This window comes from Mesorhizobium sp. CNPSo 4688 (genome assembly GCF_057784295.1).
This window is the reverse complement of record NZ_JBWLUY010000007.1, coordinates 63,322-81,169: the sequence shown is the minus strand read 5'-3', so window position 1 is coordinate 81,169 and position 17,848 is coordinate 63,322. Positions and strand designations below refer to the sequence as shown.

The 17,848-nt window shown below is 61.2% G+C and carries 13 protein-coding genes; 8 read left to right on the top strand and 5 right to left on the bottom strand.

What is annotated here, in order from left to right:
• Window positions 1-333: 333 nt before the first annotated feature.
• From AC04SH_RS14430 to AC04SH_RS14420, 3 genes are all read left to right on the top strand, one after another.
• The gene (locus tag AC04SH_RS14430; protein ID WP_488575530.1) at window positions 334-1,086 is read left to right on the top strand and encodes an ATP-binding protein; all 753 of its coding nucleotides are present in this window, start codon (window positions 334-336) and stop codon (window positions 1,084-1,086) included.
• Between the two features lie 1,190 nt (window positions 1,087-2,276).
• Window positions 2,277-3,521: an HlyD family secretion protein gene (locus AC04SH_RS14425; RefSeq protein WP_488575529.1), complete on the top strand. Its 1,245-nt coding sequence runs from the start codon at window positions 2,277-2,279 to the stop codon at window positions 3,519-3,521.
• 51 nt (window positions 3,522-3,572) lie between these two features.
• Window positions 3,573-5,180: a DHA2 family efflux MFS transporter permease subunit gene (locus AC04SH_RS14420; RefSeq protein ID WP_488575528.1), complete on the top strand. Its 1,608-nt coding sequence runs from the start codon at window positions 3,573-3,575 to the stop codon at window positions 5,178-5,180.
• Between the two features lie 206 nt (window positions 5,181-5,386).
• Here AC04SH_RS14420 and AC04SH_RS14415 read toward each other — a convergent pair whose 3' ends face one another.
• Entirely contained in the window at window positions 5,387-6,193 is an 807-nt protein-coding gene (locus AC04SH_RS14415; protein WP_488575527.1) for an alpha/beta hydrolase, read from the bottom strand.
• Between the two features lie 430 nt (window positions 6,194-6,623).
• Here AC04SH_RS14415 and AC04SH_RS14410 point away from each other — a divergent pair, with 430 nt between their 5' ends.
• The 5 genes from AC04SH_RS14410 to AC04SH_RS14390 all read left to right on the top strand — a co-directional run bounded on the left by AC04SH_RS14410 (window position 6,624) and on the right by AC04SH_RS14390 (window position 12,016).
• Window positions 6,624-7,553 (top strand): MBL fold metallo-hydrolase, encoded by a 930-nt coding sequence (locus tag AC04SH_RS14410; RefSeq protein WP_488575526.1) that lies wholly within the window; start codon window positions 6,624-6,626, stop codon window positions 7,551-7,553.
• Between the two features lie 170 nt (window positions 7,554-7,723).
• A complete protein-coding gene (locus AC04SH_RS14405; RefSeq protein WP_488575525.1) occupies window positions 7,724-8,638 on the top strand; it encodes an MBL fold metallo-hydrolase in 915 nt (304 codons plus the stop codon).
• Between the two features lie 61 nt (window positions 8,639-8,699).
• Entirely contained in the window at window positions 8,700-8,900 is a 201-nt protein-coding gene (locus AC04SH_RS14400; protein ID WP_488575524.1) for a (2Fe-2S)-binding protein, read from the top strand.
• Window positions 8,901-9,383: 483 nt separating this feature from the next.
• A complete protein-coding gene (locus AC04SH_RS14395) occupies window positions 9,384-10,070 on the top strand; it encodes a response regulator transcription factor (RefSeq protein WP_488575523.1) in 687 nt (228 codons plus the stop codon).
• Between the two features lie 101 nt (window positions 10,071-10,171).
• On the top strand, window positions 10,172-12,016 hold the full coding sequence (locus tag AC04SH_RS14390; RefSeq protein WP_488575522.1) for a PAS domain-containing sensor histidine kinase: 1,845 nt from the start codon (window positions 10,172-10,174) through the stop codon (window positions 12,014-12,016).
• Here AC04SH_RS14390 and AC04SH_RS14385 read toward each other — a convergent pair.
• The 4 genes from AC04SH_RS14385 to AC04SH_RS14370 form a co-directional block, all read right to left on the bottom strand.
• Window positions 12,006-12,995 carry an ABC transporter permease gene (locus tag AC04SH_RS14385; RefSeq protein ID WP_488575521.1) on the bottom strand — a complete coding sequence of 330 codons (990 nt, stop codon included), beginning with the start codon at window positions 12,993-12,995 and terminating at the stop codon, window positions 12,006-12,008. The two genes, AC04SH_RS14390 and AC04SH_RS14385, sit on opposite strands and share 11 nt — an antisense overlap.
• Complete coding sequence (locus AC04SH_RS14380; RefSeq protein WP_488575520.1) at window positions 12,996-13,745, bottom strand: ABC transporter permease; 750 nt, start codon at window positions 13,743-13,745, stop codon at window positions 12,996-12,998.
• A 110-nt stretch (window positions 13,746-13,855) separates the two neighbouring features.
• Window positions 13,856-15,658, bottom strand: a complete 1,803-nt coding sequence (locus AC04SH_RS14375; RefSeq protein ID WP_488575519.1) for an oligopeptide/dipeptide ABC transporter ATP-binding protein — start codon at window positions 15,656-15,658, stop codon at window positions 13,856-13,858.
• Window positions 15,659-15,707: 49 nt separating this feature from the next.
• Complete coding sequence (locus tag AC04SH_RS14370) at window positions 15,708-17,207, bottom strand: ABC transporter substrate-binding protein (RefSeq protein WP_488575518.1); 1,500 nt, start codon at window positions 17,205-17,207, stop codon at window positions 15,708-15,710.
• Window positions 17,208-17,848 lie beyond the last annotated feature (641 nt).

Sequence of the window (17,848 nt, the reverse complement as noted above, 5' to 3'; positions counted from 1 at the left end):
CCGACCGCTCCAACCCGTCGAATGCCGCGCCGTCGGATGCCTTTCGCAGCCGGTGACGGAACGCGTCAACGGGGTCAATCTCCCTCGCTGACCGCGGAGTGTTGCGAGGCCGCGTTCAAAGGAACGCCCGATCCGCTCTTGGTAGCCTTGCCGGTTGCGTCCAGGGTGCATGGCCTCGTCCAATCTAATAGACGTCTCTGCTGTCGATTCCGGTCAGGGGCTGTGTCCGAAAGCGTGCTCGTTTCATACGTGGGCATAATAGCGCGCCGAAGTTGATCTGTTGTTTGCTTGCTTGCCGTTGGAACAGTTCAGAACGGCTTCAGGGAGACAACCATGCGGGAATATGCGTCCTCGAAATTCAGTCACAACGGTCCAGACGGGTCGGTTCCTCCCTATATGGACCCCTGCCTGTTGTCATCGATCGTTCATGATTTCAACAACCTGCTCACTCGCGTCGTGATCGTGCTGGAAGACTTGCAGCGCCGTCGCGCCGGTACGTCGAGAGAACGCGGAAAGATCGATGCTGCGATCTACTGCGCCTTTCGTGCGAAAGTCCTTGCTCGGGAACTTCTCGAACTTGCGGACGCGCGACCGGCACGGCCGGAGCCGACGGATGTTCGCCAGCTGCTCGAGGAGTTCCAAGTCGTACTTGCGAACGTCCTCTCGCCAAACATCAGATTGACTCTGCACTTCGCGGGCAGCCTCTCACTGGCTTTCATCGACCGAGAGCTCGTTGAACGTGCACTTCTCAATCTCGTCCTAAATGCACGCGATGCGATGCCCGCTGGCGGCGATATCTCCATTGCCGCCGCCTTAGAGTTTCCACCTTCGAGCAAAACGGTTCGGCCAAAACGGATGATCCGCCTGTCCGTCTCTGACAACGGTGCCGGGATGGATGACGCGACCCTCAAAATGGCGGGTCGTATGCATTTCTCGACAAAGGCGAGCGGAAGCGGCCTTGGCCTCGAGATCGTCAGACGGATTGTGGAAAGTCTGAGTGGCGGCCTCTCGATAATCAGCACCCTCGGACATGGCACTGCGATCGATCTGTGGTTGCCAGCAATCGCCGCGGAATCGAGCAACTGAATGGGTTCGCGATCCTGTCAATCCAGGTCCGATTCCCGTTCGAGCTTGAATGATGGTGGGCCAAGTGCTCGCCATCATTCGCCAACATCACAGCCTCCAACTCGTTCCATCAAGAATATCGGTGTCACTAAGGCACGTAAGACCAGGAATGAATCCTGGCCAGAATTCAACCGGGATCTGAGGCAACTGATCGGTTATGCCAACAGAGGCGAGCGCGAGTTTGCCGCTTGCTGACGTGCGTTGCTGCGCCGGCGCCCTTGGCACTGAATGAGCCTCGCCCGTCCAGAAGGGCATCCGGAGTGAGCTCGCTCAAGGACCTGGGGATGCGATGGCCGCGCCACGGGATCGCTGTCCCAAACGAAATTACTCGTGCCCCGGCCCTAGATGCGAGGCCAGGCGACAACCGCCGTTCGGCGAGAAGTCGTGAGACCCGAGTCAACCGTTGCCTCCTCGTCGGCGACCTCGGCAATCGGGAAAATCGGGCATTCAATACCTCGGTGTATGCTTCCTGAGTAAACCACTTAGGTAGACTGGCTGAACAGCAAATGCGCGCTGGCTGCAGGCAATAGATGTTTGATAGCCAAGGGCTTTCACGCATCGCTTGTCCCAAGCCGGCAGCCCGAGCCGGTCCACAATTCCTAGATCCACGATACGACAGGATAGGCAGGCCTATCTGTTTGGTAGCGTAGCCTTTTTAGTCATCAGCTGCGATTTTCGGAAGCGATCTTCTTGCTGAAGTCGCTGACATGGTGATGACCAATGTCTGGCACTTGGGAAGACATCGGTACTGGCCCGAATGACCTCCAATCTACAGGAGTTTCTCTCATGCTACCTCTGCTGCAAACATTGCATCGAACTGCTGCTCAGCGCGGCGATGGACTGCGGCCGGAATTTCTGCGGATGGCAGGGGAGGCACCCGGATGGACTTTCCCGATTCAAACGCAACTCGGCGCGCTGACCGGCGATCACCGCGCTCCAGCCGCACTGAGGGATGCAAGCCGAGAGGAAATTGCGACGGGTGAGCTTGATCTCACGTCGCGCAACTCGGGCGACCGTTTGAGCACGTCCTTGCATCCAAGCTACCAGCCGGAGCTCCAACACATGCCTTGCCCGAAGTCTGAGTGCGGGGGTTGCGGAGGGATGGTCGACGCAAGATGCGCATCGCGAAAACTGAACGACGAGCATCGGCAATGACGAAGCACCTTGTCGATCCTGGAGCTATTTCTAGCGCTGCAGCGAGCAGCGACCTTCGATCTCCAATTGCAGCTCCCTTGCCGCTCCTGGCGCCCGTGACCTCAAACGAAATCGTAGCGCCGCCGGGGCGCAGGAGCTTCAAGCGTATCCTTGCAGTCGTTGGCCTTTTGGCAGGGGTCGCTGCAGGCGCCTATTACGGCCATCACTACTGGACGACAGGCCAATATCTGGAATCGACCGACGACGCCTATCTGAAAGCTGATTCAACGACGGTCGCACCGAAGGTCTCAGGTTACATCGCCGAGGTGCTGGTCCGCGACAACCAGAAGATCACCGTGGGACAGGTGCTGGCACGCATCGACGACCGCGATTTCCGCGCCGCGCTCGACCAGGCCGAAGCCGACATGCGGGCCGCCGGGGCAACTGTCCGCAATCTCGATGCACAGATCGTGTTGCAGCAGGCGCTAATCGAGCAGGCGAAGGCAACGGTCGCTGCAACGCAGGCCTCGCTGAGGTTCGCCATGACCGACGCCGACCGTTACGCGACTTTGGCAAGGAGTGGCACTGGCACCGCCCAGAAGGCAGAGGCCAGCCGCGCCGGGGCGGACCAGCTCGCCGCCGGGCTGGCGCGCGACCAGGCTTCAGTCGTTGCTGCCGAGGTCAGGATTGATGTCTTGGCCACCGAACGCGACAAGGCGCTTGCGCAGGTGGACCGTGCTGAGGCCGCGGGCGAGCAGGCCAGGCTCAACCTTTCCTATACGACCATCACTGCGCCGGTCGACGGTACCATCGGCGCGCGCACGCTCAGGGTTGGCCAGTATGTCGGGGCCGGCACGCAGTTGATGGCAGTGGTGCCGAGTGCCGTTTATGTCGTCGCCAACTTCAAGGAGACCCAGCTCACCTATGTTCGCGACGGCCAACCGGTGAGTGTTGCCGTCGACGGCTTTCCTGGCGTCGAGCTTGAGGGCCACGTCGACAGCCTGTCGCCGGCAAGCGGTCTCGAGTTTGCCCTGCTGCCGCCCGACAATGCGACCGGCAATTTCACCAAGATCGTGCAGCGCATCCCGGTGAAAATAGCGATCGACGACCGTGAGCTCGGCGGCCTGCTGAGGGTCGGCATGTCGGTCGAGCCGACCATCGACACCAAGGCAACCGTGCTTGCCGCGAAGGGCGGGCCTGTACAGGCCGCTGCGGTCTCCCTCGATTGGAGCGCCGAGGCCGCGTTGGAGCGTGCCGAGTAGGAAGTTCGCGGGCATTCCAGCTCGTCTAACTGCACGCGAGGAATAGCAGCCATGACAAGCATCGTGTCGTCCATCCCAATTCCGACTCGAACCGTGCGGACAGAGGCCGCTGGCGCCGCCGCCTCGCCCCGGGTATGGGTTGCGGTGGTCGGCTCCACCCTCGGCGCTTTCATGGCCGTGCTCAACATTCAGATCGTCAATGCCTCTCTGGCCGACATCCAGGGCGCCATCGGAGCCGGCATCGACGATGGCGGCTGGATCTCCACCGCCTATCTCATCGCGGAGATCGTCGTAATCCCGCTGACAGGGTGGCTGTCGCAGGTCTTCTCGCTGCGCAACTACCTCATCACCAACGCACTGTTGTTTCTCGTCTTTTCAGTGGCTTGTGCTTTCGCCGCCAGTCTCGGGCAGATGATCGTCTTGAGAGCCATTCAGGGTTTCACTGGCGGAGTGCTCATCCCGATGGCCTTCACCCTCGTCATCACACTGCTGCCCAAGGCCAAGCAGCCGATAGGACTGGCGCTGTTCGCAATGTCGGCAACCTTCGCGCCAGCGATCGGCCCGACAATCGGCGGCTATCTCACCGAGAATTGGGGCTGGCAGTACATCTTCTACGTCAACCTGGTGCCCGGCGCGCTGATGATCGGCATGCTGTGGTTCTCACTTGACCGCCAGCCAATGCAGCTCGCCTTGCTCAGCAAGGGCGACTGGACCGGAATCGTTACCATGGCCGTCGGGCTCGCCGCGCTGCAGACTGTGCTCGAGGAAGGCAACCAAGACGATTGGTTCGGGTCGCCTTTCATCCTGCGGCTGGCGATCGTCGCCGCTGTGTCGCTCTCGCTATTCGTCTGGATCGAATTCACCTCGAGGCATCCGTTGCTCAATCTGAGGCTGCTCGCGCGTCGCAATTTCGGCTTCGGCGTTCTGGCCAATTTCCTGCTGGGGACAGCGCTCTACGGCTCTGTCTTCATTCTGCCTGTCTATCTCGCGCGCATCCAAGGTTACAATGCTGAGCAGATCGGCATGGTGCTGGCATGGACCGGCCTGCCGCAACTCCTGCTGATACCACTGGTTCCACGCCTGATGCAGCGCTTCGACGTGCGCCTCGTGGTTGCGATAGGTTTTGCACTGTTCGCCGCCTCGAATTTCATGAATGTGGGCATGACCGCCAGCTATGCCAGTGACCAATTGTTCTGGCCGAACATCGTGCGCGCCATTGGCCAGGCGCTGGTTTTCGCGCCGCTCTCAGCGATTGCCACGGCAGGCATCGAGAAGGAAAACGCCGGCTCGGCATCGGCCTTGTTCAACATGACCCGCAACCTGGGTGGCGCCGTCGGCATCGCACTGCTGCAGACCTTCCTCACAAAGCGCGAGCAGTACCATTCGAATGTGTTGGTGCAGTCGGTCTCATTGTTTGAAGAAGCAACGCGTTCCCGCATCGACAGGCTCACTGCCTACTTCCTGTCGGATGGTGTTAGCGACCACGCACTCGCCGCGCACAAGGCGGTGATCGCTATTGCACTGAGAGTGCGACAGCAGGCCTTCATCATGGCCTTCAGCGATACCTTTTTCCTGCTTGGGATTGGTTTGGTGATCGCGCTCGCGGCCACTCTGCTCCTGAAGAAGCCCGGCCATCTAGAAGGCGTTGGCGCGCACTGAGCGAAGTGGCCGACTGGACATGTTCCAAAGATCGAAGCTTGGGGATAGCCGTCTCCCCGTCGGCACCGCACCCGTCGCTGGGCCGCGTAGCGTCACGTAGAGTGAGGCATGTCAGGTGTAGTTCATCCAAGGCGCGGGCGCGAGGCGATATTGATGACGTCCGTGCCGCTAATTACCCAATTAAAACCTGCCGACCTTCAGGACGGCTAGGCGGCCTTCAGCGAGCGGACATTGGGCACGCGGGCATTCTTCGCAGTCCAATCGAGGGCGAAGTCTGCGACCTCCTCCCAACCGGGCTGAATACAGGTCCAGTGCGAGCGATTGGGATAGATCTTGAGTTCGGTCTTCGACGGCGCCTGCTTCTGCTTCTCGAACATGGCTTTGGTCATTTTGGCCTGGGTAATGAGGTCAATACCACCGCCGATAAGCAACAGAGGTGCGCGGTTGGGATTGTCCCAGCGGATCTTCCCTGCGGCCGAGACCAGACCGTCCCAGTAGATCTTCCCCGGTGTGGGGACGATGTAGCGGTCGTACATGGTATTGACCTGACCCGCCGGCACGGTCTGTGCGAAACGCGTGCTGAAGAATTTCCGCGACATGGTCATGACGCGTCGCCAGCTTCCCCAGGAAAAGAATACTGGGAAGGTCGACTTGATGGTTTGCCACCCGACCAGCACGCCGGAGGTCGGCGCCGGGTCGATGGCGACGCCGGCGGCGCCGAGCCCCCGGTCAAGCAGATGCTGCGTGACGGTGCCGCCAAACGAGTGCCCGATCAGGATTGGCGGCTCGGGCAGCGCACGGATGAGCCGGTCGTAGTGATTGATGAGCTCGTTGATGCCGACCTGGGCGAGAGCGGGGTTCGGGGACGCGCGCAGCTCGGTTGGAGATCGGTCATCGAGCGGCCAGGGCGGGGCGATGACCGTGTAACCCTGGGCTTCGTAACGGGCCATGAAGCCTTCCCAACAATGGGCGTTCAGCCAGGCGCCATGGATCAGCATGATGGTTTTGGACATTGGTCTCTCCGTCGTTCTGCTTGGCAAGATATGCCCGTGTTCCTCATTTGCTCGATCGAACGCGCGCCGATCAGAGCGCTGCGGATAACTATGTTGAGGGGGGCGCGCGCAGTCGACTGCATCAAGGCCGTTGGCGGCTAATACCTCGGAAGAGAATGCCCCAGCCGCTGGTGTGCCACCGACAGGCAGGCACTGCCGCCGTTGGCTGGACACCTGATGTTTGCGCGGGGTTACCCAAGCTCGCGAGGGGGCTGCCATAGACCTTCGCATGGCATGACCGACGCTTCCGTTCGATGGTCGCGCAGGCTGCTGCGGCGCAATCTCCTCAGCAGACGCCGAGTGGCCGTCCATGGAGGCATGTGCCATCCACGGCGCCAACGGCGGAGGTGGCCAATACGGCTGTGGGTAAGGCGATCAGAAGGAGACGAACATGGACACAAACACGAGTATGGACAACATTTCACACGCCGGCCGTCCGGGTCCTGACGAGCTGGTTCCGTCGCGCTACGCACTCAAGGTTGGCGAGATCGAAGTGTTGATTGTCAGCGATGGGATACTGCCAATTCCATCCCAGACTATGGCATACAACGTCGACCCGGCCGTCCGGTCAGCCTGGCTGGAGGACGAGTTCCTGTCGCCGGAAATGCTCGAGTGGCCGCTGAACGTGGTCGTGGTGCGCAGCGGCGGCCAGACTATTCTGGTCGATGCTGGGCTAGGGGCTGACCCGGACTTGCATTTGCCGCGGGCTGGGCAGTTGCTTCATCGACTGGAGGCCGCCGGCATCGATCTCGCATCGGTGACTGATGTGGTGCTCACTCACATGCACATGGACCACATTGGCGGGTTGCTCATCGATGGAGTGAAGGAGCGGCTGCGTCCGGACCTGCGGATCCACGTGGCGGCCGCGGAACTCAGCTTTTGGGATTCGCCCGATTTCTCTCGCGTCTCCATGCCGGAGGGGTTTCCAGACGCGCTTCGGCGTGCAGCCAAGCTGTTCGTGCAGGACTACCGCAGCCAGCTGCGTACGTTCGAGGACGAGTACGAGGTGGCGCCGGGCGTGGTCGTCCGTCGCACTGGCGGCCACACCCCGGGGCACAGCGTGGTCCGCCTGGCGTCCGCCGGCGACCGGCTGACGTTCGCTGGTGACCTCGTATTCCAGGTCGGGTTCGACCATCCCGAGTGGCACAATGGCTTCGAACACGACCCCGAGGAGGCGGCCCGCGTCCGCGTCAGTCTTATGCGGGAGCTCGCGGCGAACCGTGAACCGCTGGTGGCCACCCATCTGCCGTTCCCATCCCTCTGCCATGTGGCGGTGGACGGCGACGCCTTTCGTTGCGTGCCGGCCGTCTGGGACTACTGACCGCCAGCCGGATGTCAGCCAGCCCATCGGCCTGCCGCACGGCAAGCTTCCCGTGAAGCGGCCGGAGGACCTCTCGTTCTGAACTCTGTCACCGGCCGGCAGCTCCTGCCGCCAGCCTGGAACGCTTACGACAAGCCATGAACAGCAAGATGATGAAAGGAACACAAACAATGAACGTGATCAAGAAAATGGACGGCATTCGGCCGGAATCCGACGAGCTGGTTCCATCGCGCTATGCCGTGCGGGTCGGCGATATTGACGTGTTGGTGATCAGCGATGGCGTGGTAACGCCGCCAGCCGAGTCAATGGCCACCAACGCCGACCCGGCCGTCCGGGAGGCCTGGCTGGATGACATGTTCCTGTCGCGGGACGCGTTCGATTGGGCGCTGAACGCGGTCGTGGTGCGCAGCGGCGAACAGACCATCCTTATTGACAGCGGGATAGGAGGGGAGGTCCCTGACTTCCCGCGGGCCGGGCAGTTTGGACATAGACTGGCGGCCGCCGGCGTCGATCTCGCGTCCGTGACCGATGTGGTGCTGACTCACATGCATTTTGATCACGTCGGTGGCCTGCTCATTGATGGGGTGAAGGAGCAACTGCGTCCGGATCTGCGCATTCACGTGGCAGCGGCCGAGGCCAAGTTCTGGGAGTCGCCTGATTTCTCCCGCACCGCAATGGGGCCGATGCTCTCGGACGTGGCTCGCCGGACTGCCAAGCACTTCCTGAACGAGTACCACGGCCAGCTGCGGCCGTTCGAGGATGAGCACGAGGTGGCGCCCGGGGTGGCGGTCCAACGCACTGGCGGGCACACCCCCGGGCACAGCGTGGTCCGCATGACGTCCGGCGGTGACCGGCTGATGTTCGCCGGCGACGCGATTTTCCCGGTCTCCTTTGACCACCCCGAATGGCACAACGGTTTCGAACACGACCCCGAGGAGGCGACCCGCGTTCGGCTCCATCTGATGCGAGAGCTGACGGAGACCGGCGCGTGGCTGGTCTCCACGCACATGCCGTTCCCGTCCGTCGGCCGCGTGGCGGCCGTCGGCAACCTATTCCGTTGGGTACCCGCCTGGTGGGATTACTGAGCGCTCGTTGGGTTAAGCCCCAACGCGCCGCGATACGATCGCCGTGGAGAACCATCGCGCCATGATAATCTGTTCATGCAATGTGTTGACTGATCAGGATGTCCGTTCCGCCGTCAAGGCGGGGCGGCCGCACTCTGCCGGCCAGATTTATGGCTGCCTTGGCTGCAGCCCCAAATGCGGCCGCTGCGCGTTCATCATCCGCCGTATCATGGACGAGACGCTTGGCTGCCGTGCAGGCAGCGCGCGGTCCTCGCAATCCTGATTATGCTGCAGACGGCCAGACCCGGAGCACCGAGTACTTCTGGTCAGAACTAGCGAGGTTGGAGCACCAGGAACCTGACACCGGCACGACGTCTCGGAACCTGACTGCGATGTTTGTGCTGATTGTCAGGCCGCTCGCCTTCGGGATCGCCCTTCTGTTGGGGGGCAGGCAGAGGCGCCGGTCACAGCGCGGCTTTCCGTGGGCTATGTGGACCCATACCGAAGTATAGGTTGGGCATCGAAACCTCTCTGCTCGATCGCACCTTGGAGTAGTAGCGCTGCCGATCCTAATTCCGCTAAGTAGTTTCGGACGGCTCGTCAGACGCTGGTGGGGCATGTACGGGACTACCTGTCACTCAATCGATTCCCAACGGCAGGCATCAAGCGCAGGTCATTGGTTGACGTGCGGCGGACGCCCGGTTGATAATATACAATCTAAACGCAGCCAGTTTCGTATCCAGCAGATCTCCCTGAGGCGAGGATCATGGGCGTGCTAGATTCAGCACCCGGAGGATTTTCAGGAAGCGAAGGCAGCCCTGTGGCGATTCTCGTCGACGACGACACAGAGGTCCGCGACTCCCTTGAGGAGTTGCTTAATTCGGTCGGCATCGAGTCCATATCGTTCTCTTCGACACAGGAAGTGCTGGATGCAGAGCTTCCCGATCGCCCGGCCTGCCTGGTTCTCGATGTGCGTATGCCGGGTCTGAGCGGCCTCGATCTTCAGCATCTCCTCCTGACAAAGGGCATACAGACGCCGGTTGTATTCCTGACAGGCCACGGCGACATCGCCATGAGTGTGCAGGCGATGAAAGCGGGAGCGGTCGACTTCCTAACCAAACCTGTACGCGACCAGACCTTCCTCGACGCAATATCGGCAGCCGTCGCTGCTGATGTTGCCCGAAGAGCAGCGGCGACCGTATCACGCAAGACCATGGCGCTTTACGAGACGCTTACGCCCCGCGAACGTGAGGTGCTTAGGTTTGTGGTCTCCGAGGCGATGAACAAGCAGATCGCATTCGATCTTGGCATCAGCGAAATCACCGTGAAGCTCCATCGGAGCAACATGATGAAGAAGATGAATGCCAGGTCCCTTACGCATCTCTTGAATGCTTGGCAGTCTCTGCCGACCGAGATGCGCCGGACGCCACTCGAGGTGCGGCTCTCGCTCTAGGGACGATATGTGCAAAGCGAGGCGCAGTGGTCGGCCGGACTGTGGTTGCCGAAACCGCCGCATAGGCAGTTTCGAGAGGGCCTGAAATGGAGCTGACGTCAATGACACAACGCCGCGCCGTGGCTGCGGCGATCGGCGTTGCGACAGTCTTGTTTTCATTGTTTACCGGTGAGCCTTCCGGCCTGCTGGTTGCAATTGCGGTTGTGTGCATATGCGTGGGATGGAGGATGGGATTGGTGGCGATTGCCGCAGGCAGTCTGCTTTCTGCGGCGGTCCTGCCGGCATATGGGGCCGAGAATGGCGCGCTCAAGTTGGTGGCGTTTGTTGCCGCCGCGTTTGGCCTTTGGCTGGTGGTGAACATATTCAGAAGGATGAGCTTTTTTGACTACCAGGGAGCTGGACCTAATATCGCTGATATTCCGGGCCTCGGCTGGTCCGCCAATCCGGACGGACGCCTTCGGTTCCCCAATGCTGCGGCCCTCGAATACGTTGGTGTCACCGCCGAAGAAATGCGCGAGATCATGGATGCCGACGACTTTTCCTGGTGGCTGAGATTTGTCCATCCCGACGATCTCGATACGAGCATGGCGCAATGGCGCCACAGCCTGGAGACGGGCGAGCCGATGATCGAAGAGCTGCGTTTGCGCCGGTTCGATGGCACCTATCGATGGTTTCGCGATACGGGTGTTGCCTCGCGCGATGAGCGTGGGCGAATTATCGGTTGGCATGGCCATACCGAGGACATCGACGACCGGCGCAAGGCGGAAGCCGCGCTGCGCCAGAGCGAAAGGGAGCTCAGGCTTTTGGTCGATACCGTTCCAACCATGATCTGGCTCATGACGCCGGCTGGATTACCGTACTATTTCAACAAACGGTTCGTCGATTGGGCGGGTGTCGACTCGACCAAGGTGGAACCGCGTGGCACGCGCCAATTCGCTACGCATGTGGAGTTGTTCCACCCAGATGACCGTGCGGCCGTAAAGGCCGTGTTCCAGAAGTCCTTTGCCCGTGGAGAGCCGCTCCAGCACAAAGGTAGGCTGTGCCGGAAGGATGGCGCATATCGCTGGATCGATTCACGCTTCGAACCGCTCCGCGACGAAGACGGCACCATCCTTCGCTGGTACGGGGTCAATTTCGACATCGACGACGAGGTCCGCGCTCAGGAATCCCTTCGTCTGGCGGACGAAAGGCTCGCGCGCGCCTTGCGCGCCGCCAGCCTGTCTGAACTGTCGGTGTCCATTGCGCACGAGCTCAATCAGCCACTGCAGGCGGTCGTGTCCAATGCCGGCGCGTTCCAGAGATGGCTGGACGCGGATCCGCCAAACTTCGATCACGCCAGCCGGGTTGCCCAAAAAATCATCAAGAACGCTGACGCGGCGGCGCAGGTGATCAGCCGCATCCGGGCGCTGTTCAGCAAGACCGAAGGCGAACCGCGCGCGATCGACCTGAACGCCGTGATCCGCGAGGTGTGTGATCTGCTGGGTGACAGGCTTGCATCGAGCAGCGTTAAGCTGGACCTTCTCCTGGATCCCCAGCTTCCTGAGGTGCCTGCCGATCGCGTTCAGATGGAACAGGTCGTCCTCAACCTTGTCCGCAACGCCATCGAAGCGATGCAGGACGTGGCCACTAACGCGCGAGGCCTGCGTATCGAGTCGCGGCGTCAGAACGACGGCACGGTCGAGGTCGAAGTGCGAGATCGCGGCCGCGGGCTTAGCAATCCTGACCTTATTTTCGAGGCGTTTTACACAACGAAGCCGGATGGAATGGGGATGGGCCTGGCAATCTGCCGATCGATTGTCGAGGCACACTGCGGACGGCTTTGGGCCGAAAAAGTCGAGACAGGGGGGGCATCGATAACCTTCAGCCTTCCCATCAGCCCTGCCAACTCGGTCACGCCGCCCAACGCCGCTACAGTTGGCGCCGGAGTGGGCGCTTTCAGAGGCTGATCCGGGTATCGGCTATCGACTGGCCGATCTCGATGAGCGTGTTGACCAGGATGTACAGGATTCCGAAGACCATAGCGACGCCGAGTACTGCCGGGAGATCGGCGCTGGCGAAAGCCTGGACCGTGTAAAGACCCAGTCCAGGCCATCCGAAGACGCGCTCGGCAATAAGCAAGTTGCCGAAGAGAAGCCGGACCTGTAGGCCGAGCATGGATAGTGGGGCCGTGGCAGCATTGCGTAAACCGTGGTGCAACAGCACCTTTGTCTCGCTGAGACCTTTGCCGCGTGCTGTCCGAATATATGCCTGGCTCATAACGTCGTGAAGCGCACCGTTCAGGCTTCGCCCGACCGCGACGCCGATGGGCAACGCCAGTGCAAGCGCCGGCAAGATCAAATGCAGCAGCGCGTCTGCGCTGACTTCGGGGCGGCCGGTCAGTATGCCATCAATGATATTGAATCCCGTAGGGCCTGCGAAGTCTCGGTAGGCAAGCCGCCCCGCTCCGGGAAACCAATCGAGCCGGAACCAGAAAAAGTAGGCGAGAAGTAAGGCCGACAGAAAGATTGGCGTGGAGCCCACCCCCACCATAGCGAGCCTTATGCCGGCCGATCTCGGAATCAGGAACTGCAGTGCTGCCATGACGCCGGCGAGTGCCACTCCCAAGCCGATGGACGCCAGTCCAAGTTCAAGGGTGGCGGGAAGATATTGCCGTATGTCGTCAGACACCGGCCGCCGGGTTCTTACCGACGTTCCCAGATCCCCATGCGCGAGGCGCAATAGAAAGCGCCCGTATTGAACGACGGCCGGGTCGTCCAGTCCGAGCTGCTTGCGCATTGCTTCGACGGTTTCTGGCGGCGCGCTTGGCCCGGCGATGGCCCGCGCTGGATCGGCGGGTATAATGCTTTGGAGCCCGAAAACGATAAAGCTCATCACGAGAAGAACGACGACGGCACCAACGATGCTCTTGGTGAGATATACCAGCATCTAGGTCCCCCTCAGCGCGGCGCGAATGCCGTCGCCTGCAAGGTTGGCGAGGAGGCACAGGAGAAAGATGATCGCTGCCGGCAAGATCGGCAGCCACCAATACACGGTGAGACTGTCGAGGGTGCGTGACGTCATTGCTCCGAGTTCAGGCGCCGGTGCGGGCAGTCCAAGGCCAAGGAACGACATCAGTGACATCGTCATGATGATGTTGGCGACATCCAGTGACGCCCCGATAAGGAGGGCCGGGACCACACCCGGCAACAAGTAACGCAACAGAAGGCGCGGGCCGCGGACCCCGGCGATACGCGCTGCCTCGACATGGGGACGGGCCTTCAGGCGACGAATTTCATCACGGGATATGCGCGCGTACCAGGGCCACCAGAAGATGGCGAGCGCGATCATTGTGTTGACGAGCCCGGGACCAACCGAAGCCACGACACCTAGCGCGATCAGCGTCGATGGAAGGACAATGAACAAGTCGATGATCCGCTCGATGACTAGATCGACCTTGCCCCCAATCAGCCCCGAAATCAGTCCGACCAGGGAGCCCACCGCGAGACTGAAGCCAATTACCGCAAGCGCTGGCAGCCACGTATATTGAACGCCGAGGATGACACGCGAGAACAGGTCGCGGCCGATCTCGTCAGTGCCGAACCAATGTCCAGCCGAAGGCGGCAGGTAGGCCCCGGCGACGCGCAGTTGTGGATCGAACGGCGTGATCCAGGGCGCCAGCACGGCTACGGCGGTCACGACAGGCACTCCGACAATGCCGATGCTTTCAAGCCAACCGGCACGCCGAAAGAAATCGCGCCAGTTGAACCGAGGTCGCGCCGGCATAGTGTCCCGGCTCGGCCTACCGGTCATCGTGCTCCTCCTGCCTGCAGGCTCGGCATCGCGGCGATGAGGGAGAGCGTATAAGCGGACTGTGGTGCCGCTATGATGGCATCTGGATCGGCAACCTCGACCAACTCGCCGTCCTTCAGCACCGCAACACGGTCGGCGACGATCCTGGCGGCCGCCAGATCGTGGGTTACGAACAGCATCGCCATGCCGAGCCGCCGCCGAAGGTCGCTAAGAAGGTTCAATGTGGTGGCCGCCAGCGACACATCCATGGCGCTGATCGGCTCATCGCAGAGCAGAAGCCTTGGGGGGACGATAACCGCGCGAGCCAAAACGGCGCGCTGGCACTGCCCGACCGACAACTCGCCCGGCAGCGCGTCCATCAGGACCGGATCGAGTCCGACCAGCTTTATTGCCTCACCCACGCGACGGCGGCTGTAGTCACTGTCCAGCGAAATGGTCCTCAGGCGCTCGCCGATCTGCTCGCCGATCGTGAGCCATGGCGTCAGCGCCGCCACAGGGTCTTGGAACACCACTTGCGGAGAATGCTTGTCGGAGCGCGTAACAGTGCCGCTGTCGGGTGCAACGAGCCCGGCAGCAATCCTTAGAAGGGTAGATTTGCCCGCGCCACTCTCTCCGACCAACGCCACGCACTCGCCAAGCTTGATCGAGAGGTTGACCGACCTGAGCGCGGCGCGCGGTTGACGACGTCCCCAAAACGATCGAGGGCCTGTCGGAAATGTTTTTCCGACATTGGACAACCTCAAGGCTGCGGTTTGCTGGATCGCCTGGGCCGGCCATGGTTCAGCGCCAGCACGCTGCGTTGAGAGCGATGGGGTTTGGTCCTGGTAAAGGCAGGCGACCGCGCCATCGTGGACGGAAGCAGGCGCCAGCGGTGGGCGGATCGCCGTGCAATCTGGCTGGGCGATCGGGCATCGCGTCGCGTAGGCGCAGGCGCTCTCTGTATTTATGGAGGGCGTGCGCTCGGAGGGAAGCGTGGGAAGCGGGCGGCGTCGATCAGAATCCAGATCATATCGAGCAGCGAGCAGGCCAGCGGAATAGGGGTGCGCGGCATTGCGGGCCACGTCGTGTATGCGGCCCATTTCAACGATGCGTCCGGCGTAGAGAACCAGGACGCGATCTGCCAGAGAGGCCGCCACAGCCAGATCGTGCGTGATGAACAGAATTGCCGTCTGCTGCTCGCGGGCCAGATCGCGCAACAGGTCGAGGATCTGCACTTGCATGGTGACATCGAGCGCGGTGGTCGGTTCATCGGCGATGAGCACCTTCGGTCTTGCCATCATTGCCATGGCGATCAGCACGCGTTGACGCTGCCCTCCCGACAGGCGGTGCGGAAGCGCGTCGGCGATACGGTCCGGGTCAGGAACGCCGGTTCTGCTGAGCCAGTCTTCGATCGATCCCTCGGCCCCACCATTGGATTCTCGCATCTGGCGGCGGATCGTCATCGTGGGGTTGAGTGCGCCCATCGGATCTTGCGAGATAGCACGGACGAGTTGGCGGCGGGTCAACTGCCAGGTGCGCCTTCCCGCGCCGACAAGCTCGATCCCAGAAAGCCGGATCGAGCCCTCAACCTGCGGCCGGTATTCGCGCGGCAGGAGCCCCTGAAGTGTCAGCCCGATGCTTGTCTTGCCAGAACCGCTTTCCCCGACCAGCGCGATGATCTCGCCGGGAAACATGTCGAAGCTGATGCCATCGAGGACGCGGGAAGGACGGCCTTCGCGGCTGAGGAAGACCGACAGGTCTTTGACGGCGAGAACGGACTCGGTCACAGGTTTGGACATTTGGTGCGAAAGCTTGATCATTTGCGGTGCGAGCCTGACCTGCTTCCGGCGCGAACCGGACGTCCGGAGTTCAGTGTCCCCAGCGAACCGTGCTGAAGTCGATGTTGCCGGGTGGGTACACGGGACGGAGGCCAAGGTCCTTCAGACCCTTCGCGTGGACAACCACATCGTTGACGTCGACTAGCGGGATCGCGACGCCGGCATCGAAATACATCTGGCCCGCTCTCTCGTAGAGAGCGTCGCGTTCTTTGACGTCGGTCAGCTTCCCGGCCTGATCTACAATCGCATCGGCTTCCGGCACGACCCGGCCAAAAAAGTTAAGGGGGCCGCCTTTGGTGAAGAAGACCTTGGCCTGGCTCTCCGGATGTGCGGCATCCGGGCCTGCGATCGTGAGCAGCAAATCGGGCGGGTTTGGGTCGTCTTTCAAGGTGTAGGCAGCGCCGGAAGGCAGCACGTAAGCCGTTGCCTTTACGCCGATCGACGCCAGTTGCGCTATCATCAGGTCGGCGATGCGGCTGTAGCTCGGGGCGGCACTATGGAGGCCAATGACCAAGTTGACCGCACCATGTTTGGCTATCGCGGCTTTCGCGGCCTCGAAGTCGGTCGGAAACCGGATCGGATTCGCTGGGTCGAGCATCACGTTCGGATAGACCGACTTTGACACGCTTGCGAACTCTCCAAAGGCGTCTTTGATCCACAGAGATGGGTTGATCGCAGTCAAAACGGCCTTGCGGACCTCCACGTCGTCGAGCGGCGAGTTCGGCTTAACAAAGAGATCGTAGGGGATCATGCTCGGGGCCGCGGTGATCTCCAGACCCCCTGGCAGGCTGGTGAGTTGTGCGAACGGATAGTTGAGCGGCACGGCATCGATCGCACCCGCCTGCAATTGAAGTATCTGCTGGCTGATATCGGGCACGACCGAAATCTGGATCTGCCGGAAGAACGGTTTGTCACCCCAGTAGTCGTCGTTGCGTTCGAGCACATAGCGCTGACCGCGTTTGAATTCAGCCAGTTTGAATGGGCCAGTACCGACCGCATGCTCGTTGAGCCAGGTCTTCGCGGAGTCGCCGTTGTCATGCTCGGCGAGGGCTGCGGGACTGATGACCTTAGGCCCCCATGCACTGGAGAGGGCATCGAGGAGCGAAGGCTGCGCATGGCCCAGCGTGAGCACGACCGTCGAATCGTCGGGCGCCCTCATGTCCTTTACGTTGGCCAGGAAGTAGCTCAGGCTCAACCCACGATCGCGGCGCCTTTCGAACGACTTTATGACTGCTGGCGCATTGAACGGCGTGCCGTCGTGGAACTTGACGCCTTGGACCAGGTGGAATGTGTAAGTCAGCCCGTCATCCGAGATGTCCCAACTCCGGGCGAGCCGACCTACGATCCTGGTCGACCCCGGCTGGTATTCGACAAGACCTTCGTAGACGTTGTTGATCGCGCTCATCGCGCCGGTCTCAAACCCGTTGTCCGGATCGAATGTGCCGATATCGGCCACATACGGAATGCGCAATACGTCCTGTGCGAACGCTGGCGCCACCCAAAGCAGCAAACCGAGCGCGAGTCCCAGCATGCGGAGGCCAAAGCTGAGCCTGGAAGATTGTATGGCCGGGCGAGAGTAGGACGTTTGCATCAATTGTCCCCGTTGGCCTGGTCTTTTGGCGAGGGACTGCGGCAAGCCATATGCACTCAAATCCTTAGCCGAAGAGGGCGTCTCAGGCCCTTGTTCAACTCAGCACCCGTCGATGCCGTAGAGGTGTTTCTTCGTCGCTCGACAGCGACACTATCAGCCAGACAATACACTACCTGGTTGCACCATACGACAGCCCGTAGTTAGCAGTCTATGAGACCCGGGCAGAGGGTACCCTATCCCTAAGGATAGATTGTTGGAACGTGGGCGTTGCTCAGCAAAGTTCTTGCGAACCGAGTCAGGTCGCTGAAAGCACTCAGCCGAGATAATCTCCATCCGGCCAGGCCGTATCGAGTTGAGCATACCTTCCCAAGGGAGTCTTCACACACTTAGTAATCGGTCCGAAGCGTGCTTTGGTCAGGACCGCCATCCATTGGGTGCATCCTGGCAACACTATGGCATCGCATCCTAGATACTGTTGCACGATTGGTTCGCGGGGCACGTCGGCGCATTCTGTCAGCAAAGGCGCAACCCCATGGAGCAGCCAATGTATCTCATCGGAGTGCTGTCGCGCTGCACATCCC